At 53.4% G+C, this 23,756-nt stretch carries 25 protein-coding genes; 6 read left to right on the top strand and 19 right to left on the bottom strand.

Annotated features, from left to right (window positions below; translation table 11 throughout):
• Nucleotides 1-345 precede the first annotated feature (345 nt).
• A complete protein-coding gene (locus I1M21_RS07570; RefSeq protein WP_195193091.1) occupies nt 346-1,101 on the bottom strand; it encodes a hypothetical protein in 756 nt (251 codons plus the stop codon).
• The gene (locus I1M21_RS07565; protein ID WP_229025681.1) at nt 1,094-2,182 is read right to left on the bottom strand and encodes an AAA family ATPase; all 1,089 of its coding nucleotides are present in this window, start codon (nt 2,180-2,182) and stop codon (nt 1,094-1,096) included. The genes I1M21_RS07570 and I1M21_RS07565 overlap by 8 nt, the downstream gene beginning before the upstream one ends.
• Before the next feature lie 671 nt (nt 2,183-2,853).
• Here I1M21_RS07565 and I1M21_RS07560 point away from each other — a divergent pair.
• Entirely contained in the window at nt 2,854-4,119 is a 1,266-nt protein-coding gene (locus I1M21_RS07560) for an ATP-dependent nuclease (RefSeq protein WP_195193089.1), read from the top strand.
• Between the two features lie 27 nt (nt 4,120-4,146).
• Nucleotides 4,147-4,440, top strand: a complete 294-nt coding sequence (locus tag I1M21_RS07555; protein WP_195193088.1) for a hypothetical protein — start codon at nt 4,147-4,149, stop codon at nt 4,438-4,440.
• Between the two features lie 85 nt (nt 4,441-4,525).
• Here I1M21_RS07555 and I1M21_RS10015 read toward each other — a convergent pair whose 3' ends face one another.
• On the bottom strand, nt 4,526-4,879 hold the full coding sequence (locus I1M21_RS10015) for a 3'-5' exonuclease (RefSeq protein WP_411160878.1): 354 nt from the start codon (nt 4,877-4,879) through the stop codon (nt 4,526-4,528).
• Between the two features lie 570 nt (nt 4,880-5,449).
• On the opposite strand from I1M21_RS10015, the gene I1M21_RS07545 reads away from it, so the two are divergent.
• Nucleotides 5,450-6,727 (top strand): PIN domain-containing protein, encoded by a 1,278-nt coding sequence (locus I1M21_RS07545; protein ID WP_195193086.1) that lies wholly within the window; start codon nt 5,450-5,452, stop codon nt 6,725-6,727.
• On the opposite strand, the gene I1M21_RS07540 is transcribed toward I1M21_RS07545, so the two are convergent.
• Nucleotides 6,724-6,966 (bottom strand): transposase, encoded by a 243-nt coding sequence (locus tag I1M21_RS07540; protein ID WP_411160877.1) that lies wholly within the window; start codon nt 6,964-6,966, stop codon nt 6,724-6,726. The two genes, I1M21_RS07545 and I1M21_RS07540, sit on opposite strands and share 4 nt — an antisense overlap.
• Nucleotides 6,967-7,116, bottom strand: coding sequence for a hypothetical protein (locus I1M21_RS07535; RefSeq protein ID WP_195193084.1), 150 nt, complete (start codon nt 7,114-7,116; stop codon nt 6,967-6,969). It abuts the gene before it with no gap.
• A gap of 245 nt (nt 7,117-7,361) precedes the next feature.
• On the opposite strand from I1M21_RS07535, the gene I1M21_RS07530 reads away from it, so the two are divergent.
• Nucleotides 7,362-7,763 (top strand): hypothetical protein, encoded by a 402-nt coding sequence (locus tag I1M21_RS07530; RefSeq protein WP_195193083.1) that lies wholly within the window; start codon nt 7,362-7,364, stop codon nt 7,761-7,763.
• A 215-nt stretch (nt 7,764-7,978) separates the two neighbouring features.
• Here I1M21_RS07530 and I1M21_RS07525 read toward each other — a convergent pair whose 3' ends face one another.
• The gene (locus I1M21_RS07525) at nt 7,979-9,433 is read right to left on the bottom strand and encodes a reverse transcriptase domain-containing protein (RefSeq protein WP_195193082.1); all 1,455 of its coding nucleotides are present in this window, start codon (nt 9,431-9,433) and stop codon (nt 7,979-7,981) included.
• A gap of 766 nt (nt 9,434-10,199) precedes the next feature.
• Here I1M21_RS07525 and I1M21_RS07520 point away from each other — a divergent pair.
• Nucleotides 10,200-10,874, top strand: coding sequence for a hypothetical protein (locus I1M21_RS07520; RefSeq protein WP_195193081.1), 675 nt, complete (start codon nt 10,200-10,202; stop codon nt 10,872-10,874).
• A 251-nt stretch (nt 10,875-11,125) separates the two neighbouring features.
• Here the strand turns inward: I1M21_RS07520 and I1M21_RS07515 are convergent, their stop codons facing one another.
• Nucleotides 11,126-12,253 (bottom strand): hypothetical protein, encoded by a 1,128-nt coding sequence (locus I1M21_RS07515; protein WP_195193080.1) that lies wholly within the window; start codon nt 12,251-12,253, stop codon nt 11,126-11,128.
• A gap of 39 nt (nt 12,254-12,292) precedes the next feature.
• Nucleotides 12,293-12,451: a hypothetical protein gene (locus I1M21_RS07510; protein WP_195193079.1), complete on the bottom strand. Its 159-nt coding sequence runs from the start codon at nt 12,449-12,451 to the stop codon at nt 12,293-12,295.
• A gap of 30 nt (nt 12,452-12,481) precedes the next feature.
• Here I1M21_RS07510 and I1M21_RS07505 point away from each other — a divergent pair, with 30 nt between their 5' ends.
• A complete protein-coding gene (locus tag I1M21_RS07505) occupies nt 12,482-12,622 on the top strand; it encodes a hypothetical protein (protein ID WP_232049536.1) in 141 nt (46 codons plus the stop codon).
• Between the two features lie 424 nt (nt 12,623-13,046).
• Here I1M21_RS07505 and I1M21_RS07500 read toward each other — a convergent pair whose 3' ends face one another.
• The 11 genes from I1M21_RS07500 to I1M21_RS07450 all read right to left on the bottom strand — a co-directional run bounded on the left by I1M21_RS07500 (nt 13,047) and on the right by I1M21_RS07450 (nt 23,754).
• Entirely contained in the window at nt 13,047-13,985 is a 939-nt protein-coding gene (locus tag I1M21_RS07500) for a Coenzyme F420 hydrogenase/dehydrogenase, beta subunit C-terminal domain (protein ID WP_229025679.1), read from the bottom strand.
• 129 nt (nt 13,986-14,114) lie between these two features.
• Complete coding sequence (locus I1M21_RS07495; RefSeq protein ID WP_099431607.1) at nt 14,115-15,533, bottom strand: oligosaccharide flippase family protein; 1,419 nt, start codon at nt 15,531-15,533, stop codon at nt 14,115-14,117.
• A gap of 49 nt (nt 15,534-15,582) precedes the next feature.
• Nucleotides 15,583-16,713, bottom strand: coding sequence for a polysaccharide pyruvyl transferase family protein (locus I1M21_RS07490; protein ID WP_195193077.1), 1,131 nt, complete (start codon nt 16,711-16,713; stop codon nt 15,583-15,585).
• Between the two features lie 29 nt (nt 16,714-16,742).
• Nucleotides 16,743-17,981 carry an O-antigen ligase family protein gene (locus I1M21_RS07485; RefSeq protein WP_195193076.1) on the bottom strand — a complete coding sequence of 413 codons (1,239 nt, stop codon included), beginning with the start codon at nt 17,979-17,981 and terminating at the stop codon, nt 16,743-16,745.
• A gap of 1 nt (nt 17,982) precedes the next feature.
• A complete protein-coding gene (locus I1M21_RS07480) occupies nt 17,983-18,942 on the bottom strand; it encodes a glycosyltransferase family 2 protein (protein ID WP_099431604.1) in 960 nt (319 codons plus the stop codon).
• Nucleotides 18,943-19,047: 105 nt separating this feature from the next.
• The gene (locus I1M21_RS09970) at nt 19,048-19,455 is read right to left on the bottom strand and encodes an acyltransferase (protein WP_195193074.1); all 408 of its coding nucleotides are present in this window, start codon (nt 19,453-19,455) and stop codon (nt 19,048-19,050) included.
• Nucleotides 19,456-19,665: 210 nt separating this feature from the next.
• Nucleotides 19,666-20,325, bottom strand: a complete 660-nt coding sequence (locus tag I1M21_RS07470; protein WP_195193073.1) for a DUF1919 domain-containing protein — start codon at nt 20,323-20,325, stop codon at nt 19,666-19,668.
• Entirely contained in the window at nt 20,322-21,467 is a 1,146-nt protein-coding gene (locus I1M21_RS07465) for a glycosyltransferase (protein WP_195193072.1), read from the bottom strand. The genes I1M21_RS07470 and I1M21_RS07465 overlap by 4 nt, the downstream gene beginning before the upstream one ends.
• 1 nt (nt 21,468) lies before the next feature.
• A complete protein-coding gene (locus tag I1M21_RS07460; protein WP_172622427.1) occupies nt 21,469-22,590 on the bottom strand; it encodes a glycosyltransferase in 1,122 nt (373 codons plus the stop codon).
• Nucleotides 22,583-22,909: a hypothetical protein gene (locus I1M21_RS07455; protein ID WP_195193071.1), complete on the bottom strand. Its 327-nt coding sequence runs from the start codon at nt 22,907-22,909 to the stop codon at nt 22,583-22,585. Before I1M21_RS07455 ends, I1M21_RS07460 begins: the two co-directional genes overlap by 8 nt.
• Nucleotides 22,906-23,754: a glycosyltransferase gene (locus I1M21_RS07450; protein ID WP_099431599.1), complete on the bottom strand. Its 849-nt coding sequence runs from the start codon at nt 23,752-23,754 to the stop codon at nt 22,906-22,908. The genes I1M21_RS07455 and I1M21_RS07450 overlap by 4 nt, the downstream gene beginning before the upstream one ends.
• Nucleotides 23,755-23,756 lie beyond the last annotated feature (2 nt).

Below are 23,756 nucleotides of genomic sequence, written 5' to 3'. Positions count from 1 at the left end.
GCCTCAAGAAGGAGTAACATCGGGGCTTGCAGCGACGGACCTCAGGACACTCTTACACCACGTCTGCGCGCGCGACCGCTGTCAACGCGAGCCAAGGCGCCTTTAAGGCTGTTTTAAGAACTTTTTAGAGGATGTGGGGACATCGAGAGTGCTAAATGCGCGCCCAATCGGGGGTGCGGTGAAAAACCGAGATCTGTCAAACAGGCCCCTGTTTTGGGCATCCGCGACCTGCAGTTTTGTTGGCAAAAACCGGTGTGTACTCGGATGTTTCCGATTTTTCACCGCACTTCCGAAATGACAGCCCCGCATCGACAACATTAGTCAGAACTAGCAGCGTCCAGAAACCTAGCCAAGTAATTTCGACTCCATTCCCGCGAAATCAATAAGACCCGTTGAGTAATCTAAAATAAATAGCAGACAGGTACCAAGAACCCACACCTCATCGGCCAAACGCAAAGCATCGTTTTGCGCCTTCACGACCGTCTCATGGTCAAGATCTCTATACTCAGACTCATAACCGGCCACGCCGTTATGGCCGCACAACCGAAGCGCCTTGATGGCGGTAAGTACAATCATTTCATCAACGTCAGGCCTAATAAAATGCCGCTCAAAACTCTGGTACCTAGAAGCATTGCCAACGATTGACTTGTATTTCAAAACGTCTTCTCGCGAAACAGTTCTGTTCAAATATTCTACGTCGGGCATTTTCAGAAAGTGCTTACATGCCTCGACCATTGGATAGTTAACGTAGAGCTTGCCATTGTCTGTGCTCTCGTTAAAGTAACGTTGCATTTCCTCTAACCTTGCAGGTGAGAACCTATTATCTTGGGGCTCATAGTCAAAGACCAGCAAAACATCAGAATAATCCTGGTCAAATAACCACTTATCCTCTTCGGACGCACGTTCCTTAAGGACGCCGAGAAGCGATAAGTCGTCCTGAAAGCCGTCCGAAAACATCCTTTCGTAAAGCTCGTAGATATTTGTGTTATAGGAAACGATCTCATAGCCAATGTCGAGGCCATAGCACCTAAAGAGAGCCTGGAAGAGTTTAATCTCTTGCTTTATGCCCTCAACGATAAGCAGGACTTGCTTCCTAGACATCGAATTCGCCAGCCTTATAGAGCTTTTCGAGGTTGTGCCCTTCCCTTAGTTCCCTATCTGTTGCATTGGCAGCTGAAATAATATTGTGATCCGAAAGAATGAATAAGCAGTCTGGCCTAAGGATTTTATTGCTGAACAAATCTGTATTATGAGATGCGCAAAGCACCTGGCGTCCAGTCTGGGACTTAAAATAATCAACGACCTTCTCGGCGAGATCGTGATGGTAGAACGCATCGAACTCATCGACAAATAGCAAGGACGGCACACTTGTAGCATGGAAATAATTAAACAGTCGCAGCAGCGCAACAGTGCCGCTTGAACAGTTTTCTACAAACGGAATAAGTCGACTTTTTTCAAAGTACAAAGCGATATCACCCGATGGCGTTTCACGCGCAGTAAGGCGTTCTCGAATTCCAAAGTCATTCAAAAAAGCCTGAAGCTCAGAAACCAAGTCATTCGAAATAACGTTTTCGGCAATGGTAGAGACAAGGTTACGGTCGTTCATATGTGCGTCGCCAATGGCATCCATTGACCGCGCAAACATATAAAGCCTAAAAAGAGGCATTGCCCTCTCAAAAGGAATGTTATTGCACACATACGCCAAAACAGAAATGCCGGGAGATTTGAACTCCCAGTTTAATCGATCGGCACCAATAGAAGCCAAATCGCCATCGAGCACTTTACCTGCACGGTGGTCGTAATCAAATGCAATCTTGCCGTTAACAGCCACTGTCTCACGAAGATAGTCTGTTATCCCAGTCTTTTCGTAACGATAAGCAACTTCGTCATTCCCAAAGCGAAACGTGTAGGCAAAGCACGCCGACGTGACCCCATCAACTGCGCTGAGGTAATTAGTTTTATTGGAATAGAAGGTCCGACGCCCCACATTTGCTGAAATATCGAGAAGAGCATTGGAGAAATTTGTTTTGCCGACGGCGTTTTTACCGTAGATAAGGCCACAAGAAACGATGCCCTCATTGATGGCTGACGTATTGAATCTATAGTCCCTGACATCGGTCAAATTGAAGGTAAATCTATGGGAGAAGTTTCGGAATCCCTCGACCTCAAAACGCGTTAGCATCGAAACCTCCATGTTATACTTGCCGTAAAGTTTTTACGGCAAGTATAACATGGAGGTGACTTGGCGAGGGCCTTATGGTCGAAGTCAGGTTGTCCAGTGTGTAGTAGTAGGAACGTGAACGATGACGTCGTTAACCTACTACCCGGCGAGCAGGGCGATCCATTGGAAGCTTCTTTAACGAACGGGATGAGCATCTACGCCAACTGGCCCTTACCGACCTACTGCATGTTCACGGTACGAGAAAGCGACATCGTTGTCAGCACTGTCGTGATTGCCGGGCGAATGATCGAGGAGTTCAGGTGGGCCGATGGCTGAATCGGCATCGTGAGGTACAGCCGCCTCGAGCGGCCACTAAATCGGAAGAATGATTCTGGTAATAATATTTCCCTGCACGGTCCCGTCTTCTATAGCACCCCAACTCCACGCCCAACCTATGATGCACTTCGAGGCGTCACGCGCAACCTCGCTATCAAAACGCCCAAATTTACATACCAACGGGAGTATCGAACATCGGATCGCAACCGGTCGAGTGGCGCCTTAAGCCTGAGGAGAACAACCATGGCCACAAAATCGAAGATTATGGCAATGCAAAGCAGGATCCAAGCAGGCTACTGGGACTTAGCGATACCATTATTAAGTAAATTAATAATCGTTATTACCGGGTGAGACAATTGTCAGAAGATAAACCGATATTTGAATACTGGCTACCCAATGCCGACAACATAAAGACCCGTCATGAAGCCCAAGTCAACTCCGTCGTTATCATCGGAGCAAATGGGTCTGGCAAATCAAAACTCGGAGCTTGGATAGAGCAACAAGATTTCGAAAAGGTCCATAGAATCTCAGCACAACGCGATATCAATTTTTCTGAGAGAGTCCCTTTAAAAAGCTTTACAGAAGCAGAAGATAACGTTTTTTACGGCGGCTCCCAATATAAGGAGTACAAACAAGTTCGATGGGGATGGGGTGAAAGCTACACAACAAAGCTCCTCGACGATTTTGACGATGTTTTAGCAGCCCTCATCGCACAAGTAAATCTTGAAAACCAACGGTTTATTGATGAATGCAAACATGCGGAGTCTATTTCTGCAGAAAGGCCCCCTCTACCGAAAACAGCCCTAGATAAGCTTAAAGAAATTTGGGATGAAGTCTTTCCTCAAAGAAAGATCGAGCAGGAAGACGCGGCCTTCTACGCGTACTCCCAAAGTAAAACGGATCGCTACAGCGCAACGCAAATGAGCGACGGCGAGCGTTCAGTGCTATATCTTGCCGCACAAGTTCTTTGTGTCCCAAACGACAAAATAATCATCATGGATGAACCTGAAGTTCATTTGCATCCATCGCTTATGGCGCGACTCTGGACTTCCCTAGAGCAGTCGCGCCCAGACTGCCTCTTTATCTACATAACCCACGATGTTAATTTCGCCTCAACACACCGAAGCTCGGATATTATCTGGGTTAAAAATTTCGATGGCACCAAATGGGAATTAGAAAAGCTTCCCGATAGCGACCTTCCAAAGGAACTCTTAATAGAGCTCCTTGGCAACCGGAAAGAAGTCCTATTCGTTGAAGGAACCGAAGGAAGTTACGACAAGCGGATCTATTCCGCACTCTTTCCCGATTGTTATGTAGTCCCTTCCGGCGGATGCGAGCAGGTCATCAATAATGTGAAGGCATATAATCGTACCCCAAGCCTTCATGCCATAAAGGCCCGGGGCATCATAGACAGAGACTTTAAAACCGAGGAACAGCTCAACACCCTTAAGGAAAAGGGCATCTTCCACCTTAAGGTCGCAGAAGTTGAAAATCTTTTTCTTACCAAAGAAGCGGTGCAGATTCTATCTCAGCGTTTCGGTACTGATGCAGATAAGACCTTTTCCAGCATTAAGACATATGTAAGTGAAAGGTTCAGCAAACAATCAAAGAAGCAGACATAGGAAGCGCTTGTAGCAGGCGTAAAAGAAGTGCTTTCCGGAATAACTATTTCGGATAATGAGCAGCTGACTGCCGATGGCATAGCATCCTTAATTGATTTTGCGAGCATAGAAAAGAACGTTAACGACAGATATCAACAGGCCATTGAAGGCCATGATTACAATGAGATTCTCGGGCTATTCAACGACAAGTCTCTTGCAACAAGCGTTGGCCATTATTTTGGTATGGACAACAAAATCGATGTCGATCGTGCAATTTCCTTGTTGGAAAACGACCTGAGAGACGATCTTTCCGAAGCCCTAAAGCACTATATTTCGCACTGAACGGCCGCTTCACGCCCAGCGAGGTCCGACCAGGCCACTGACCGGACCTCGCGCCAACAGTAGACACGCTCCATACCGCCACAAATCACCCCTCTCCGTCCATGACCGACCAGCTCACAGGCTCAATGCCCGGAAGAGACGTTAGGCAAGAGGGGCAGGCAACCTGATAGTTCCCGTAATTTGTCCTGCGCTGCATAGAAGCGGAGACACATACCGCTTTGCGGGCGCGAGTGACGCCGACGTACAGCAGGCCCATTTCCTCAATAAGCCCGTCGGGCATATTCATCGCATCAACGATCCGGCATCCATACGCAGAGCGCGAGCATATACCAGCTCTTTCGCACCGAGAGCAAATCCCTCCAGGCCAGTCGAAACGCGTAACGCCCGGAATGAAAACAATGTCCCACTCGAGCCCCTTAGCAGAGTGAACGGTCATCATAGAGATATCTGTATCAAGGTAATCGGAGAAATGCCACAGGGAGCCCTCGGAAAAGATACTCACGATATATTCGAAGTGCTACGAAAGGCCCATCGCGGCGCAGTCATTTTTAAGGTGTTTCCGCAGCGCTCCTAGAAGCATGGCATAGGACCGCCCATACTCGAATCTCCTGGAGCCAGTCAGCAGCTCATCAGAGATGGAGTCGATTATTTTGTCCGCAGCAGACCGGCTGACGCCCTTTTCTCCAGACACTGCATCGGTAATCCTGGATAAAGCAAACGCATTGAATTCAATGAACACTAGCTCTGTATCTGAGAAAAGCCCGTAGAAGTATGAGGTCCCCTCTTTAGTCAGCTCGTCAGTGATGAGATTGGCCAGAGTGCCGCGCTTGCGAACAAGAATCGCAATGCTACCGCCACCGCCTTGAGCGAATTACCGCAGCGCTCAAGGTAATAAGAAATCAGGACTGCAAGCGTGTTGCACCGTCTGCGTTGCAACAATTGATGACGCTCATTGATGCATCGCAATGGATATTATTGTTTAAGAAGAAACCGTCCGAGGGGGATAATCGTGATAGTAATCGTCGACACGAATCTAGCCAGGAACGAAAACTCATATTCCGAGCTTCTAGGCAACCGAAAGCAATTGCAGGCAATTGCTGCAACTAACGAACTATATATTCCCGAAGTTGTTATCGATGAAATAGTAACGCAGAAACGTTTGTCTTTTCTGAGGGAACAGGCGCAAATTAATAGAAGCGGAATACTCAAGCTGACGAGCTTTTCAATAGATGAGGCCGAGAGTTTGGCTTTCGAACAAGTCGAAAAGAAAATCCGCAGCGACAAATCAATTCCGTTTACCGTCTTACCACAAGCGCCAGTCGAGTACGCGTTCTCTCGCATATACAACTGGGCAATTAATCACGAGCCGCCATTTGAAGAAAAGAGTGATAAGGGCTTTAAAGATGCTTGCATCGTTGCATCAATCGACTTTTTTCTCGAACAGAGTTCAGAAGAAAAGCAGGTGCTGATTTGCACCGACGACAAAAGAATGGCCGAGTATTTCAAGGATCGGAACAATATCACGGTCGAAGACGACTTGAAAAATGTAATCAAACTTAATAATCGCCCTAAAGACGAAGAGAAATTCGAGATCACAACGGACACCAGCGATGTCGATACGAAGAACGCCGCTAACGCTGGCGTTAATGATCTAATAGAAGCGCTGGCAAATTCACTTTCCTTCGCTGAGACGCATTCGATTATTTCAAAACTAAGTTCCAGCCCCCACGTGACCACAGATCAACAAGAGCTCCGTATCCTTTCAGTCGCCTTAGAAAACCAGCAAGTCGAATGGATATTAAAGGATGACGACGTCAGTGACTACATAAAGCCGATTTTTCTAAGACATAAAGACGATCTTATTGATAGCGAATACACAAGGTATCTTGACGCTTTTGATCTCCCAGATGAGCGCGAAGATGAACGCGAATCACCGTTTTTCACAACAAAGGAAAAGCAGGCCTTTCGCATTTTTATTAATGAAATAAGCCAACATACTGTCTACAAAAGTTATTTATCAACTTTTGAGCTGGATGCAGACACCATTCGCACGCGTCTGCATAATCTGCTTAAATCACATTTATTAGACAGTTCACTTGAAAACGTCAAATATCTAACTGACATCCTAATCAATGGAGCAGTCAAAACAAAACCAGGGTCTATATCAATCAACGCCATCTCTGACTTTGTAAACCTACTCGATAATGCGAGTCCCAGAAAAAAAGAGGCCATCATGGCGAATCTGATTTCCCATCTAGAGGATATCGAAGACGATATGCCATTTTAAAAGCCATGCACAAGCGAAGTGCCGCCGACGACAAGGGCCAAATTTTCTTGCAAAGCCCTCTTTAAACAGCGCATAGAGTAGTTACTCAAAAGAAGTGTAGCCATATCGTCGGATCGTTCCTCAATGTCGACGTTCAGGCTCGAGGCGATTGCGCTCACCTGGTCCATGGAGAGCCTCGATACGCCCATCTTCTCTGCCACCCTCTGCGCCTTGCGGGTGCTAGCGCCCGCAGCGTACATCTAGACCACGGCGGCCACGAGGGCACAGCCGACGCGCCGGCATCGCTCGATCACGTCCTCCGGGAAGAGGCTGCGCTCGCAGTAGTCCTCGCGGCCGTTCGCTCCGACGCCGCACACTCGTTCGGCCTCGGCGTCCATCACGACGTTCACGACCTAATCGGCGAGCCTGCGCAGCAATTCCTGCATGTCGATGGCGCCGTCTTCGAACCGGGGCATGGCGAGCATGTCCGGCATCAGGTCTGGTAAGGTTTCCGTAGCGGTCTTCATCCTTTCCTTGAACCTGTTGTGGTGATTTCAGATTCCAGGACGAAGGCCGTTCTTTCGTTAAACTGTGCTAGGGTGCCACCCTAGCACCAACATTTTCGACGCAATCTGCGTAACAAAAGGAGTAAGAATTGAGCGACTCTGTTTCAAAATTACTGATAGAGAAATGCGGAGTGGCATTCTTTCTCGTTGTAATACTCGCTCCTGCAATAATCGCAATCATACATTTTGGCGTTAAATTCGATATCAACGAGTTTATTGAAAGCCGCAAAAAACGGCACCGAAAGTTAGCGCAGAGCTACTGCCCACATATGGATTTTATCCCTCGTAGCGATAATAGCTTTCAAGTTAATTCGCTCTTTTACACGCCGTTCGGGACGCCGAACTGGTTTTGCTCTCGATGCGGAGCCGCATTGCCCTACGAGCCCGATCAAGAGGAATTAAAAGCTAAAGCAACTTATTATCTCAATCATCCAAAGGCTTACAAAAAGGCGATGAGGAAATACGACAAGCATGCCAAAAAATCTCTCTAGATGATAATTGGTGCTCGTAAAAAATGGCTGCGTTAGCGTCGGTGACTGGATACACGAAGCGTCTCTTGTCATATCAATCTGATGTTATGGGCACGAGCTCCAGAGACATCGTGTCGCGACGGGAAGAAGACACATCGTTATTACCTGATGATTGGAATTGGCCGATATCGATTAAGTATTTATGGCTATGGATAATTCAGTGCTAAAACCATCGCCTACCGAGCACTCAAGCGCTTAATCTTCCTGTAGATCTTAGCCTCATCAGGGGCAATCGGATCATTTGGAAACGCCTTTTGGGCTCTTGCCACGTAGGAAAGAAAGTTCCCATAGCGAGAAAATGCAGAAGGGCCCGCATCACCCGATGGGCATAGCCTTCTTCCCTTAATACCGAGCGGTGAATAATGTTGATACAGAGCGGAGACGCGCTTTTTTGATGCGTGCCTTCCCTCCCCCTGATTAGAACGCGCAATCGCACTGGCCGCCTCACGGAGACGCTTGTGGTACCTTCCAACTGTAGATTGTCGAAGTCTTACAACGCACCCGTCAAAGTCAAACCCCAAGAAGCTGACTTTCTGTGCCGGATGTGCACCGGAGTACGAATGGACCTTACCCGTACGAACGCTTTCAAAATCAAGCTGAGCAACCCCGCTGCTATCAACCCGGAACGCCTTGGTTTTCTCAGGCTGCAGTTTAACGGAATCAACATCGGTCATTAGATTGATGGCCTCTACAAGTGCATCAAAGCCAGATTTTGGAACGGCAATAATAAAGTCATCGCAATAACGAAGATACAAGCCGCCAACCCGCTCAACGGCAAGTCTGACTTTCATATCGATATCGGCCATATAAATGTTAGCGAGCACTCCGCTTGCGGCAAGACCCTGAGGAATGCCCAACGCAGAGCCATCCTGTACCCACGGTCTGGTAATAATTTTGCTCTTGTTTGCAAGAAACTCCGCTTTTGGCAAGATAACATCCAACTTATTAAGTTCACGGATAGACTTAAACCGAAGTTCGATAGCCTCATCACTGATCGTCTTCTCCGAAGTAAGATCGATTACTGGCCATGGCAAACCATGTCGAGCCGCCAAATCCACAATAGGCCAGCACGAATAGTGAAGAATGTTTTTAATAACTTGATAGTGATCATCCGGCAAACGTCCATTGGGAAACAAAGAACGTAACGACCTCATTAGATAGACATGATTTAAGTTGTCGAAGAAGCTCTCGAAATCGCCCGTAAGCACAAAAGCCGAATCTTGCTCGCGTATATAATCGAAGGCCTTTTTAGCTGATGAAATATTGCTGCCAGCAGTTACGGCGCTGTCTGATGAAAGTGAAGAGCGGTACGCTACGGCAACCTCATTAAACTCTTCGGCAATGGCCCTCTTGTTATATAAGTCCGACCATAGATAAGAATAGTACTGAAAGACGCGGTGATCGAAATGCGAGGCGTACGCGATATTGCGAACCTTGCAGCTTCGCTTACCTCCACGATACCGAACGGCGATGATCTCGTTGGAAATTAGAGGGTAAAACGCGTGATGGGAAACGTACCCTGGATCAAGGATCTTGTCCTGGACTTCGGCAAAAGAGGCCCTATGATCGAAATGGGCATATGAACTTTTGGAACTATATCGAGGAATACAAGCGATATCGAACTCGGCCAAAATACCCCCCAAATAAATCAACCTGTCCGGATCAACAAGCGGCGGCTAACCCTCCCCGGACAGGCTAATCAAAGGCGCAGCAAGTGCAACCAACGCTTTCGCGGCCACCTAAAACAATGCTTGCCTATGGCATACTAGACGAAAGCGAGGAATTGGTACTTATGACCATCGAGGCTCTTATCCAGCTAGCAGCAGGCAACGCTGGTGTCAATGTTGCGAACGTCGGAATTTCGTCGTTTGCGATATTGACAGCAGTAGCGTACCCCATCGCCAACTCGCGATGGGCAGTGATTTTTATTCCCCATTCTCGCTTTGCTTAAACAGGTTATAAGAAATCGGCTCATGCAGTTAACGGCGCCTTGATGCACACCCAATTGTCTTGACGGCGATCGCATCGAAAATGCTGGTGCGCCCCTACGGATACAAGCGCCTCCCCATCTAATGCATGTACACGGTCCGCGAAAACAATATCGACGACAACGCCGTGACAATCTCGATGCGCATAATCCGGGAGTTTAGCTGCGCAGACGGGCGGATTGGCATTGTTCAGCATGGCCGCTTCGAGCTCCTCGCCGACGGACACATCGCCGAGGACGAAGACATCTACGCACGGCACCGCCGAGAACTCTCCCCTCCCCAACATCCCCCAGAAAGTTCGCTGATGTTGACTGGGGTTCCCGTAAAATAAATCGCAACAAAATATGTGCGGAGTGCTTGCCTGGAGCTGCCTTCGGACCCTATTGGCTGCTCACCGAGAGGCTCCGCTATGAAACGACCCCTTTACTACCTGCTCTGCGCGATCGCGTGCGCGCCCATGGTCAGCGCGACGATGCCCATGGCAGCCATCGCGGAAGCCATCCAGCCTCGACCAACATCCGAGCAGCAGGCGCAAGCCGATGCCACGAACGGCGACACGGGCAAGGCCGAAGACGGCGCCATCACAAATGCGACAGCAGATACCGCAGAGGACGGCGCCGCAACATCCACCGGCACCAGCGCTGTCAACACGGAAAGCGCTGACGCCACCACCGCCGCAATCGACACGGCCGCCACAGCCCCCACCCCATCCCTCCGAGCCCAAACCACCCCCACACCCGAGGCCATCTCCACCACGTCACAAACCGGCTACGCCCACTCCGCCACGGCAACCCAAAACGGCGTCACCTTCACCGTCTCGTGGGACGACGCCCCCGCGGGCACCGCGACGACCTTCCACGTAACCCAGACCAACGGCTCGTCCCAGGCCAAGGCGCGCATGGACGTGCCCACCTATTGGGACGGCGGCAGCCAGGAAAGCGTCTGCGACCCGTCGCGCCAGGCATGGGCCAGCTACTACAGCCTTCGGGCCCGCGCTCGCGATCGGGCCCAAAGAATCCACGTGGGACCACAATTCACTTGCATGGAGCTAGCGAAGGTGCCTATCCCAAATCAGAAATGGTAAAACCAGCAGCAGCGCGTTGCAGAGGGGCGCGGCCAGCAGGGTGGCCACGCCCGAGTTGATGCGCTCGCGAATTTCTTGGGGGCTCAAGAGGTGAGCTCGTTCACGCGCTTTTGCACAGACGCATAGAGGCTTCCGAGCTTCTTTGAATAGCAGGGGCGCGCCGGCGTTAGCCGGCGCGCCCCTGCTTTGGGAAGCGTAAAACTCGCTTATAGTCGGTTTCCTTTCCCCCTCGTCCAGCCCAAACGGGCGCCTCAGCAACGGCGAGTGGCACCCAGAAGCGCTATTCCCAGCAGGAATAGCGCCAAGGAGACGGCGATCCAGTTGTTGTCGGCGGTCTTGGGGAGCGTGACGGCGGAGCTGGCAGTCTTGGCCTTGGATGGCGTGGACACGGTGGTCCTGGTCACCGTCGTTTCGGTTGTCGCGGTCGTCTTAGGCGTCGTGGTCGCGGGCTTCAGCACGGGATCTGTCGCGGACCCGGCACCGGGCTGCCCAACGGCAGGACCGGCACCGCCGGCCGGATCGCCCGCGCCGCCGGGCACCTCGCACCCGTCGGTCTCCCCCGCCGGGACGTTGGCGCCCCGGGGCTCGATCACCACATGCGGTGCCATCGCCCCAAAAGCATCCACCGCGCCGCCAGCACCGAAGGCCCCGCCCGCGGGCGCCGCGAACCGCGCGGCCACGAGCGACCCGCCCGTGCATGCAACGCCGCCATCGGTACCGGCCGCATCGACCCACGAGGCGTCGACGGAAAGCCCACACCCGGCCGAGCCGTCGCCGGCGCCCGCATCCTGCAGGTACACACCGTAGGCACACACGCCGGCGGAGGGCGCGGCACCGACGGCGATGACGCGCCCTCCGCCGCGCACGGCCATGTCGCCGGCGATCACGCCGGCCACGGCCTCGTCCGTGACGTTTGCCCCGTCCGCCCGGGCATTGACGGCGCAGCCGTCCATCGCGAAGGCCCGCGAGACGTGGATCGCGCACTGCGAGCCCGATGCCGCCAGGGACCCGGTGCCGCGAAGCGTCAGGTTGCCCCACACCTCCATGCCGCACTGCGTGATGTCCGCGTCGGGCGTATGAGACTCCGTCACCGAGTTGCGCCCCACAAGCGTCACGACCAGGTCGCCGTCGGCGCCGATGGCGTCGCCCGCGTAGCCGTCAAGCTCCAGATGGCCGGCATCGGTCCAGGCCCAACCGGGGCCCGACACGCCCGGCTCGAAGTACGTCGCGCCCGCGATGAACAGGCTCTCCGCGCCCGCGGCATAAGAAGGCCCGCCCAGCAAAACGCACAGGCAGGCCATGGCAGCGATCGCGATGTGATGACGGCTGGTGTGGGACTCGGCGGCAAACATACCCGCTCCGATCTTCGCAGGAGCCAATAGAATGTGCACCAGAAAATGCCCTGGTAGCAGCAGTTATTATTTTAGCGAGATCAATGCAGGAGAAATGAAAACCGTGTGGGCAATGTCCACAATTAGGTGTAAATCTTTTTGCCAGTCGGTGAAAGGAGGAATTGACTTGCGAATGCTCGACCGCTTGAATGCGCCGAGGGCTTCTGCTTCCACGAGCTTCGCCATTCCTATCTTACCGCACTCGCGAGGGCAGACGTGCATTCCAAGGTCATGCAGGTTCTCGCCGGGCACGCCACATGCGCCACCATCATGGACATCTACACCCACGTGAACATGGACTCCAAGCGCAAGGCCGCCGAGGCGCTGGCGAAGGCTGTAGTCGCCGCGCAGCCGTAGCCTGAGTAGGCGAAGGCACGGCGTCAGAGCCCCAAAACGCAACGGGGCCCGGGCAGCGAACAGTATCGCCGCCCGGGCCCGTAGTCTGACCTGACAACCTGACGCCGGGGCCGATAGGGCGAACGCGCGCAGGGAGGGGCGATTTCCCGCCGTCCCAGCCTGAAGGGAAAAACGGAATAGGCGGACCGGCCGTCCAGCTGAGTCTGGGAAGAGGTGCCGGGCGGAGGGTGGGGCATGGCCACCGGACTCATCGAAACACATCTCCACCGTTCCTTCAACTGGAAAATGCCGCCCCCGGGGCCCGGGAGGGGCCTCGGGGGCGTTCGGCCGACCGCGGGAACGGCCTATCCGCTCAATGTGTTCGGCTGAAATCGGAAATCAACCATGAAAGAATCTCTGGCATCTTCACCTTGGTGGCAATCAATCACTTAAAGCGATTCTTTAGGGTTCTGACGCATTCAATCCAATCATGCGGCAGACAGTCCTTTAAAAGGCCTTTGATGCCGCGTTGACGGAGGAATTTGCCAAAGATGAGGTCGGAGTCTCCAGATGCGACGGCCCTGTAAAGCTCAGCAGCAGCAGCCTCATCCTCCGGAGCCCGACGCGAGGGATGCAACAGGTTGACGTTTTCGGCGGACGCCCTTTCAAGGTCCGATTCCACCCATGTGCAACCATCGGCGCATTCTTCCTCAAAATAGCGCAGTCCCACAGGTGTGTTTAGCATCGCCAGTGAGACTCCCCTCTCATCATAGAAATCGGGGTGGGCTTTCTCGATGCCCCAATAGTCTCCAATGGTTATATCGCCTACGCGCTCGGGCTGCGCAAAACGGCATGAATAACAGGACTTGCGATAGTACTTTCCACTCAAGAAAGCGCGGTAATACGGGTCATCGCTGTATGGCCCAATAGCCTCCTTGCGCTTGAGGTCAATGGCGGAGGTGTAGTAGTAGTAGTAGTAGAGACCCCAAGGTCTATTCTTGGAGCGAAAAGTGTATCGAAGGCTTCCCGGAACGGCCTTGAGCTTGCTCTCAAGCCAAGCAACGTAAAGCCTGAATAACTCGGGGCTTGTGACGCCATGGCAGACCAAATCAACAGTGACCAGCTTACCGCTGCAGGCTCTGAGTCCCTTGCGCGCCAGATAGCTCTTGAGGGCGTAGACCAGACAGGGGGTGCCGCTAAATAGAACGTCACGGCCCGACTCAAGAAGCTCCCGGCAATGGTCGAAACTTCCGTTTGGCGAGCACTGCACGTATTTAGAGCCCTGAAGGCGCCACAACTCAGAGACGTCCTCCACGCAGGTGATTCTCACAATATTGTCTTCACACAGCTCGGCGCCGAAGACGGCGCCTCCCCTTGCAAGCATGGCGCGCGCCAATACAGCAAACGCGCCTCCCGAGGCAGAGCGCGACAACGATTCATAGTCCTTGTCGCGGAGCGCCAAGACGCGGACAGGCAAGCAGGGCTTAGGTGAATCAGGGTGGTGCTGCATCGCTTAACCCAACCTTTCTTTAACAATTCGGAGCAGGCCGCAAAAGAGCGTTCCCATCTCTCTCCTGAAAATGGCAATCACGGCAAGCAGCTCAGCTAGCATTAGAAGCTCGCCAGCCGCGCCGTCCATAAAGAGGGTGCCACCAGCAAGGAAGAGCACGACGTAGGCGGCGGCATAACTGGCCTTCATAGTGTTAATGTTGACGTACCGTTTCGTATCGAAAACCCTGTAAGCGTAGACCGTGATGTAGCTGAAGCAAGTCGCCAAGGCAGAACCGGTGATGCCGAGAAAAGGTATGAGGGCAAGGTTCAGTAAGACATTTACAATCGCACCGAATGTCGCAGAGAACAGATAGCCCTTGCTGTCCTTGTTCACCGTATACCAAGAGCCCAAAAAGGTTCCGGTGGTCATAAATACGTTGCCTATGATAAGAAAGGGGGTGTAACGCCAGGCTTCATAATAACTAGCCTCGACATAAATGCCCATTATCGGCTTCATAAACAGGAGAAGCGCCACTCCCGTAACGACAGAGACGCCTACCAAACCTCCGTAGACCCTGTCACAGTATTCGTCACGGTCTTCGCTTCCGTCCTCATGTATGGCTGTATAGCTCCATGCTTGATTGAATATCCCCGCAACGACGGAGACAACCGAGGGAATTTTATAGGATACGGCGTATATTCCATTTGCAGCCGTTCCAAGCAGAGCAGTCACGAGCACCCTATCAGAAGAGTTGATAATCCACCACATGAACGTATTGGGAATGAGCACTGCCGAATACCGCGACATCTCTTTCGCCAAATCAAAATCGATCTTAAAGTTTCTGAAGACGTCGACAACGTTGCCAGCAAGAAACGCGTAGACCATAGCCACAGCTGAAGACAATATGTAGGCCATGAAGTATCCAGGCAAGCCGAGGTCGAGAACGAGAAGGAACAAGATATTGAGCACGGCGACGGCGATTGTTTGGAGGATATTGCCGACGGCATATCTGACGAGCAGTTCCTTACCGCGTAAATAGCACAGGAAGAGCTGGCTCCCGGCAAGCGTGACTGTATAGAAATAGATATAAATCGTGTAGCCGGCTACAGCGCCGAAAAGGCCCGCGATGGGAATGATTACAAGGCCAATAGCGAAAGACAGCGCCAACAGAGCGAGGCCGACGCTCATAATCTTGTTATAATCCGCCCCGTCGTCAAGTGAGAACCTCATCACGCCCTCGCCGATGTTGAGAATAAGCACAGGGGCGAGCACCGCGCAAAGGGTGGTAACAAGGTCTGCAGTTCCATACTGATCGGTGGCAAGGGCGTTCGTATATAGCGGCACCAAGAAGAACGTGATCAGCTTGGTCGCAATGTTGCCGATGGCGAAGATTGCGGTGTTCTTAATTAGGTATTTGGCACGGCTTGATTCTTGAACCATTAACTGGGCCTCCACAAATAATTAAAACAGGCAAATTCGGATCCCATGCTCATGACGCAGGCGAAAAGGCGCTATCGAGGAATTCCCTCGCCTTCGTTCGCTCAAGCTTGAGCCCCTCATTCACGACACGCCATTCAATCGGATTGCGGTGAACGCACCGATTAAAGGCGTCCTGAGAGTTCAGAACGCGTCTGTCCAAAAGGTCGAAGTCGCTCAGGACGTCATGGAGCCTTACTGAGTATTTAGCCGGGTCAAAGACGACCATGGGGCGGTTGAAGAGGAGGGAGAAGCACGTTCCGTGGAACGAGTCGGTGACGACAAGGCCAGCATTGCAGAACAGATTCAACCATTCCCCCGGCGTGGGAAGACAGGCCGCGCGGAGACCATGGGGAGGGAGCCGAAGCGGATTGAAGGTAACAACGCAGGCGCGCACGCCAAGCTCCTTGCTAACCCTGACGGTATAGGAGATCATATCCGGATTCGGATTAAGCATGTACAGAAGGACGTAGCCAGAATCAAAAGGAAGCCGGGAGCAATCGCTGAGGCGATACCATAGATTCTCATCGCAGAGCAGGACCGGGTCCTTCAGGGCGACGGATCCGGGAATGCCCATCTTGTCGAGGATGTCAATACTAGAGCGTTCTCGGACGGAGATCGCGTCAAAGCCACTCAGGAGAGGTCTGGTCAGATTCGCCTCCTCGTCATCGAGCTTAGGCCGCCCAAAGCTCGCAGCAAATGCGACCTTACGCCTGTCGTCGGGAATCCGCTCGAGAAAGTACACGGGATCAATACCGTCATTGCATTCGATGTTCCAAGTCTGGTCGCTGCCCACACAGAAAAGGGCGTCGCGGTCAAGGGCATCAAGCCCAACGCCCGTCAGAAAAGGGCCTGCATCGCAAAGTGAAAGCTGGCCCTCTATAAAGGGGCGAAAAACCCGCTCTGATCGCAACCTGGCGCCCAGGCCAGCAGCAAGCTTGAGAAAGCCGTTGACGCGGCCGCCGGACATCTTCTGATGCGCCCAACCGGATCGCGTCCACTGGGGGCGACAGTAGTCAACGAAGACGGGACGGCCATAACGCCCCAATATGTCCCGGGTGGCAACGGCCTGCAGGACCGTTCCGTAATTGTGCGAGTCAATGATTGTCGAAACGTATATTGTGCGGTTGTTTGAATCGGCCATCGCTAGATCCTCCATGTCATAGGCCATTATCAGTTGAATATGGTCGCAATTCGGCCGACCGGAGCCGGGTAACCAAAATCGCGAGCTAGGGCTTCCTCGGCAGAAAGGGCAGCATACAGCGCAATATATGCGAAGAATTGAACATTGATTGTTATCTCCGCCATCCCGAGGACTGTTAGGACATATAGGCCAACCAGGGACACGTATCGCCCCCAGTCATCCCCCTCTGCAATGTGACGGGCTCCCCTAGAAAGGACGAAGCAGATATAGCAATAGAGTAAGGCAACGCCCACGAGGCCGAAATAGAGGCAGTATTCCAAAATGGCGTTTTGGGCGTCGAGGGCATTCCCAGTAGCGCTGAACATCATAACGCCCTCGAAGAGAGCGTAAACGCTATTGTACCCGTAGCCAAAAAGAGGACTATTCACCAGGAACGGGAATACGTGCTCGTAGACGTAGGTTCGCCCAGAGAGGTCAGAGCTCCTTCCGAAGACGTTTGTGATGACATCCGAAACAAAACCAACGTGCAGAACGATCTCGCCAAAAGCAAACAGGATAAAGGTAACGAATATGGACGTGACAAGATATGTTATGGGCTTATGCAAAGGGTGCTCCAGTACAGGTTTAAACGCTATCGCGAGCATGAAGAGCACGATGCCGATCGCTCCGGTATTACAGTCAATCCTGAGGGCAAGAAGAAGCGCAAGGACGCAAAGCGCGGCGAATAGCACGGCTCGTGGAATGGTTTTTATTGACCTCCCGGCGGCAATAACGTACATGATGAGCCCGAACAAGGCGAGATAGGACACCGAGAACTTGGTTCCGACCAAATAGTTGAGCTCATTCCGCCAAGCCATAAGAGGGTCCGAAACAATGTAGTAATACGTAATCAGAAGATAGACCACACAGCAAAGGAAGAATACCGTGGCAGTGCTGCGAATTCTACCCTCAGAACATTGGATCTCTAAGAACCAAGTCAGTAGGTTCAGCCTTGCGATAAACAGCAACGTTCCATTCATGTTGTATGAGTTCAAAAGCGAGGAGACGACCATTACGGCGGACATGGCGAACAAAAGAAGGTTGACCTTCAAATAAGGCTCAGAAAAAATTTTTTTGACTCTCAGGAGCATGACGCAGAGAATAATCGCGCACAAAACCGAAGCGATAGTGTTGTAGCCGGGAATGTACACGACACGCACTACGCAGGCATGAAAGACCGCAATGGAGAGCAGCGGATTCAGGCTCAGCTTCCTATCGATTAACCTCATCCTAGTCCCTCCGTCTTTCGACGCCAAGAGCGTACAGCCGGCCGTACACTCTTGGTGAAATACACGCAAAGAGATATTGGAGCCGTTTCCAGCGTGGCAGGCCGGGGCATCTTAGCACCGCAGGGCACCGGTCCCTCATTTTATTGCGTATCAGGACGGCGTCGTCGAGCGTACATCTGTCAATGCAGAAGTTCAGATAAGTTAGATAAGCGAAGCCGAGGGCGCTTTCGCCAACACAAGATATTTCAGGGTGATTGCGCTCCAAAAAAGCAAGCTGGTCCTCAGCCGCATTAATAAAGTCCATGTTGAAAGACGTACCTTTGGTGATGCTTCCGCTCCGCTGCCTATAGTGATAGAACGGATTCGGAAGAAGGACAATCCGATTAGCGAGATCGAAAATCCTAGGCATAACATAAAAATCCTCGCATAGCTTCCCTTTCGGAAACCTCACGTTGTCGAAAAGGGTACGGCGGTAGACCTTATTGCAAGCGCTCACGTCAAACCCATTGAACGTATTCAGGGCTACGATGCCCTCCGTGCCCGAGTAGACACGCCTCTCGTGCGCAGCCTTATCCACATGGCTGCCGTCTTCAAAGTCGAGCACGATACCGAAAGCAACGAGGTCGGCACCGCCGGCGAGCTCTTTCGCGACAGTTTCGAAAGCGTTGCCATCGAGATAGTCATCACCGTCTATAAAGGACACATACTCCCCGATGGCTCGTTCCACTCCATAGTTCCTAGCATCCGAGAGACCGCCGTTCTCCTTATGCAAGGCGCGGACTCTGCCGTCGCGCGATTGGAGCATTTCGCAGATCTCAGGCGAAGAGTCTGTTGACCCATCATCGATGAGCAAAATCTCAAGGTTTGCGTACGTCTGGCCGATGAGGCTCTCTACGCATTCCAAGAGATAGTCTTCAACGTTATAGACGGGAACGATGACACTAATGAGTGGGCTATCCATTGCTCACCACCGATCGATTGAATCCCACGCTCCTCACAAGACCATGCACGTCAGTAACATTGCGTCTGTAAACCAGGTCCTCATTCGGATAAATTATCTGATCCACTAGCTCCACTCCAAAATTTGCTTCTTGGCAACTGCGGGAACGCCCGCAGCAACTGAGTTCTGGGGCAAGTTCGAGCATACGACCGCATTGGCAGCCACAATCGATCGGTCTCCAACAGAGGTGTCGCGAGTGACGATCGACCCTGCACAAAGCCAGACGTCGTCACCGATAGGGACATGTCCGAGTTTGTAAGTCACGGCAGGTTTTGCAGATGAATAATCATGGTCATGGTCGAACACCATGGCGTTCGGGCCAAACAGGACACGGTCTCCGATAGCCGTTTCTCCAAGCACGGTTATGCTGGATCCGCTATTCATGAACAGATTGTTCCCGATGCTAAGGGCACCACCCTCAACAACGCATATGCGTGCACCGGGCTTAATGACAACATCGTCACCAATCTTCACATGGCAGCCTTTCCCCAATCGAAGGCCCCAGAGAAGCCTAGGGGATGGACGCCGGCCGAGTTCGAGCCTCTTCCCGTACCTGAACAAAAGAATCCTCCTGATAATCGAGCAGGCGATGCGTTTTACCCTCATCGAAACTCGCCCCGCTCAAAGTCAATCGAATAGAGGTCGAGGCAGAGAGGGCAGCAAAGCCCGTGCGAATAGGGCCAGCTAACCGAGTCCGTAGATCTCCGGGGGCCTGCAGAGCCATTCTTCCAAGTCGATGTACCGCGAGTAATAGTCCGTATCATTGAGGACCCCCCCCCGCTCGCTATAGCCGGGGAAGTGCACGGCGCACGCGAGCTCGGGCCTCGGCGACGCCGTGAAGCAGACCTTGTTGCCGAAGGGAATGGCATCGAAGGCCCTGAGATCCTCCTCTGTGCAGCAGTTCATCTGGCTGAACTTGATGAAGACGTCGCCCCAGTTGATCCGCTCGCAGCGGCGGGCCCACTTCTCTGCGGCTTCCTCCGGGGAGGGATAGTGCAGGAACACGACCTCGATATCATCGAGACGAGCGACGGGCTTGTCGAGCTCGCCCTTCTCGCGAAGCTGATCGGCATAACGGGAGTCTCGTGCGTCGATGAACTCTAACGGCGTCGCAGTGTAGTGCCTGAGCCTCGAGGCGAACTTCACGTAGTCGCTCGCGAAGAAGTAGAGGCCGGCGGTTGGACTGCTATAGGGAAGTCCGTAACGCCGATACACCGAGCCGGCCCAACAGTTGTTCGAGAAGATGCTGAAGTCAGTGCGGGTGAGCTTCTTCCTTCTGCCCTTGGCGAGCAATGGATTCGCCATATCACCAATCTTTCTTGAGATCCTGCTTACGTAGCTCATCGGCTCAACAGCCTTTCGTAGTACTCCATAAGCCGCGCGGCGTTTGCCTCGGCTGAGTAGCCCGCAGCCTCTAGTTTGTTAGGGGCCTCCAGGTGCCTGCCGCCCTCGATCGCCACATTGAGCGCCCTCGCCCAGTTGGCCAGCGGCGCGTCGAGCGCCGTGAACGAACCAGTCCCGGCGATGTCCGTCTCGGCGGGCACACCAGTCGAGTAAACACACGGCAGTCCCGCCGCCTGTGCCTCCACGGCCGAGACGGGAAGGCCCTCATAAAGCGACGGCATAAAGAAGACATCGAAGAGCGAGTAGAGACGATAGGCGTCGCTCCTCAAGCCAAGCAGCATCACGGAGTTTTCCAGACCCATTTCGTCGACGAGCTCCTGGAGTTCCCGGCGTTCATCGGCGCTGTTGCTCTCCCCGATGATTACAAGCCTGGCAGGGCCGTGAGCAGCCACATACTCACCGAAAGCCCTGACCGCGAAGGAGAAGTTCTTCTGCAAGGAAATCCGGCCCACGCATCCCACCACGGGCTCCTCGGGACCTATTCCGAGTTCCACCCTGCAGGCCGTCCGGACCTCAGGGTTGAAGGCGAAGCGGTCGATATCGATGCCGTTCCTCATCACCAGGAAGTCCTTCCCCCTGAAGAGGTAGCGGCCGGCGTCTTCGGAGCACGCGACCCCGTCGGTCGCCCAGCGCCGCCCGAACCAGATGAGCGGCGCGTTGCGCACACGATGGCTGAACCTATCCGAGCTGCTGTTGAGATGACTGTGTAGCACGCGATGGGCAACCCCGGCTTCGGCCGCGTAACGAAGCGTCCAGAATGCCGAGTTGGGCATGTGGCAGTGCACGACGTCGTATTCAGAACCATGCTCTTGAAAGAACCCTTTGACCTCTCTAATGAAGGCCGAGAGATCAGTTCCCGCATGCGTGACCGTAAAGACCTTGGCACCGCGCCCTTTGAATTCGTCATCGTAGTTGAGCGGATGTCGCAGCTCGCCATTAACAACGTCATGATGCAGGTAGTCGTACGAGACGCGCGAACTGTCACGAAACAAGAACATGTTCCGAACAAACGAAGTAACGCCTGCATCCATAGCGAGCGACGGGACGATGTTTAACACTTTGATGGGGGTTTCACCCGCCATATTATCTCACCCCTTGTGTTTGATAAATATTGGCCATGATTTCAGAAGTATCTGCAACGTCGTAGCCCGCCTTGCGAATCTGATCCGCATAGATAGCGCGATTGCGTGGCTCCCGAGCCATAGCCAGGATCTCTTCTCCCCAAAGAGAAGCCGGACGGTCAAGCCCCTCGGACCGAGTCAAATCAGTAACGGCAGTCTCGTCAGATACGTTCACAGACATGAGGACCGGAAGACCCGAAGCCTGTGCCTCGACCGGGACGAGAGGCTGCCCCTCGTGCAGCGAAGGAAACAGCAACACGTCCATCGCGTTGTAGAGTGGCGCCACGTCCGCTCTCGGCTCGAACCAGATAACGTGCGCAGCCACACCAAGCGAATCTGCGTGTTCTCGTACCTGTTCCCTCATCTCGCCGTCCCCTTGCATGAGGTAGTAGGCAGAAGGCTCAGCCCTCAGCACCTCGGAAAACACATCCAATTGGAAGAGGGGATTCTTGGCGGGCGCGAGACGCGAAGGGTTACCCAACAGCAGTGCATCGGCGGGCACCCCCAGCTCGCTGCGGCAAGCACCACGAACGGCAGAATCGAACGCGAAGCGAACCGTGTCAAAGCCATTACGCACGACCGTAAACGGCTTCCTCCCGAAGAGATACCGCCCCGCTTCCTCGGAACATGCGAGCCTCGAAGTCTCAGCGCCCGATAGCACTGAGCGAGCGACTGAGTGCACGAACCTTTTAACTATCCTGCCGCCCGCGCCAACATCAGAGTTGTGCGAGTGCACGATGCACACCGGCACTCCACGACTCGCAGCAACCTGGGCATAGGCGAACCCCATTCCATTCATCGTATTGATATGCACAGCATCGAAGCTGTTTTCATCGAGAAGTCTCTTGAACGCACTAAGCCCGTCCTTGAGGCGTCTCACCTGTCCGGGCTTGTAGCCATTGAAAACCGCACGACGCTCAACACCGAGCGAGGCCAGCACATCGTCGTAAGAGCAATTCCAATCCCAGGTAGTGATCAACGTGAACGAGAAACCCTTTGGGGCTAGCTCACGAAAGAGCCCCAGAAGGTATGTTTCTATCCCACCGACACCCCATGCCTCAGCGTATACAAGGATATTAGTCATGATGCAGTCCCGTTGATAGGAGAGAATTACCAAGTCTCGGTGCCCGAAGCAAGGCGCGACGGCGCGCGAGCATGCACGAGATGGAATCGCAAGCGAGCGACTTGGCACCCGGCAGCCCCAAGATAGGGATCTTCTTGGCAAGCTGTCCATTGAGGGCGCGCTCGGTCTCGTTCTCCGAGATAGCGTCGTGCCGGTAGTAGTCGACCACCGTGGCTGCGACTCCCAGCGACTCGAAAACGCGCCACGTCGCATAGCTCTGCAGACAAGAGCCATAATTCGGCGAGTTGCAGAGGGTAATGATTGCTGCGGTCGCGGTCACTCCGCATTTCCCCCTTTCCGGAGAATCCTTGTGTACACGAGCCCGCGAAGGGCGTTGGGCATGAGGCAGACAACTGCCTGGGGAACAAACGAGATGAAGTAGTCGGCAGCGCTGAAGTACCCGCATGCCAGCTGCGCCCGCTTGAAGCGCCTCGCGTGCGACAGATAGGCGCGGCCTCCTCTGCGAGCGTAGAAGTCTGGACTCACGCGCATTGCCACAAGGGTCTCGCGCACGTTGGCCGCACGGCAGCCCGAGGCGAGCATCCGGTTGAAGAGGTCCCAGTCTTCGAAGTAGTGGAAGTCGTCGTTGTAACTCCCAGCGGCGAGCACCTTCGAGCGCCGGAAGGTCATAGGCGGGTGCCGGAAGGGATTGCGGCGCTTGGAGTAAGCGACGATCTCGTCGTGGGTTATGGGCAGGTCCGTCGTCGCCACGGGCCTGTCCCAGGCCTCGACGAACTCCGTTACGTTGCTACCCACCATGTCGAGGCCTTGCTCGGCCATGAGGGCAAGCTGACACTCCATGCGCCCCGACAGAGCGTGGTCATCGGTGTCCATGCGGGCTACGATCTCGTTTGAGCACGCCTCAATGCCCCGGGCAAGCGCGTAGCCGAGGCCTCTGTTCTCGGGGTAGGAGACGAAACTGAACAGGCCGGGGTTGGCCGCGTCGTACTCGGAGAGGACGTCCTCGAGCTCGTCAGTCAGCGGGCCGTCCTTCACGATGACGACTTCCGCCGGGGGCACCGTCTGGGCGAGCATCGAATTCAGCGCCTCGCGTAAGTACTCGGCGCGCTCCTTGGCGTAAAGGCTCATAAGCACGCTGTAGGGAGGGAAAGTCTGGGAATCCATGC

The organism is Collinsella aerofaciens (assembly GCF_015546965.1).
Classification (GTDB): Bacteria; Actinomycetota; Coriobacteriia; order Coriobacteriales; family Coriobacteriaceae; genus Collinsella; species Collinsella aerofaciens_X.
Note: the sequence above shows the minus strand (reverse complement) of the source record. Positions and strands in the feature narration are given on the sequence as shown.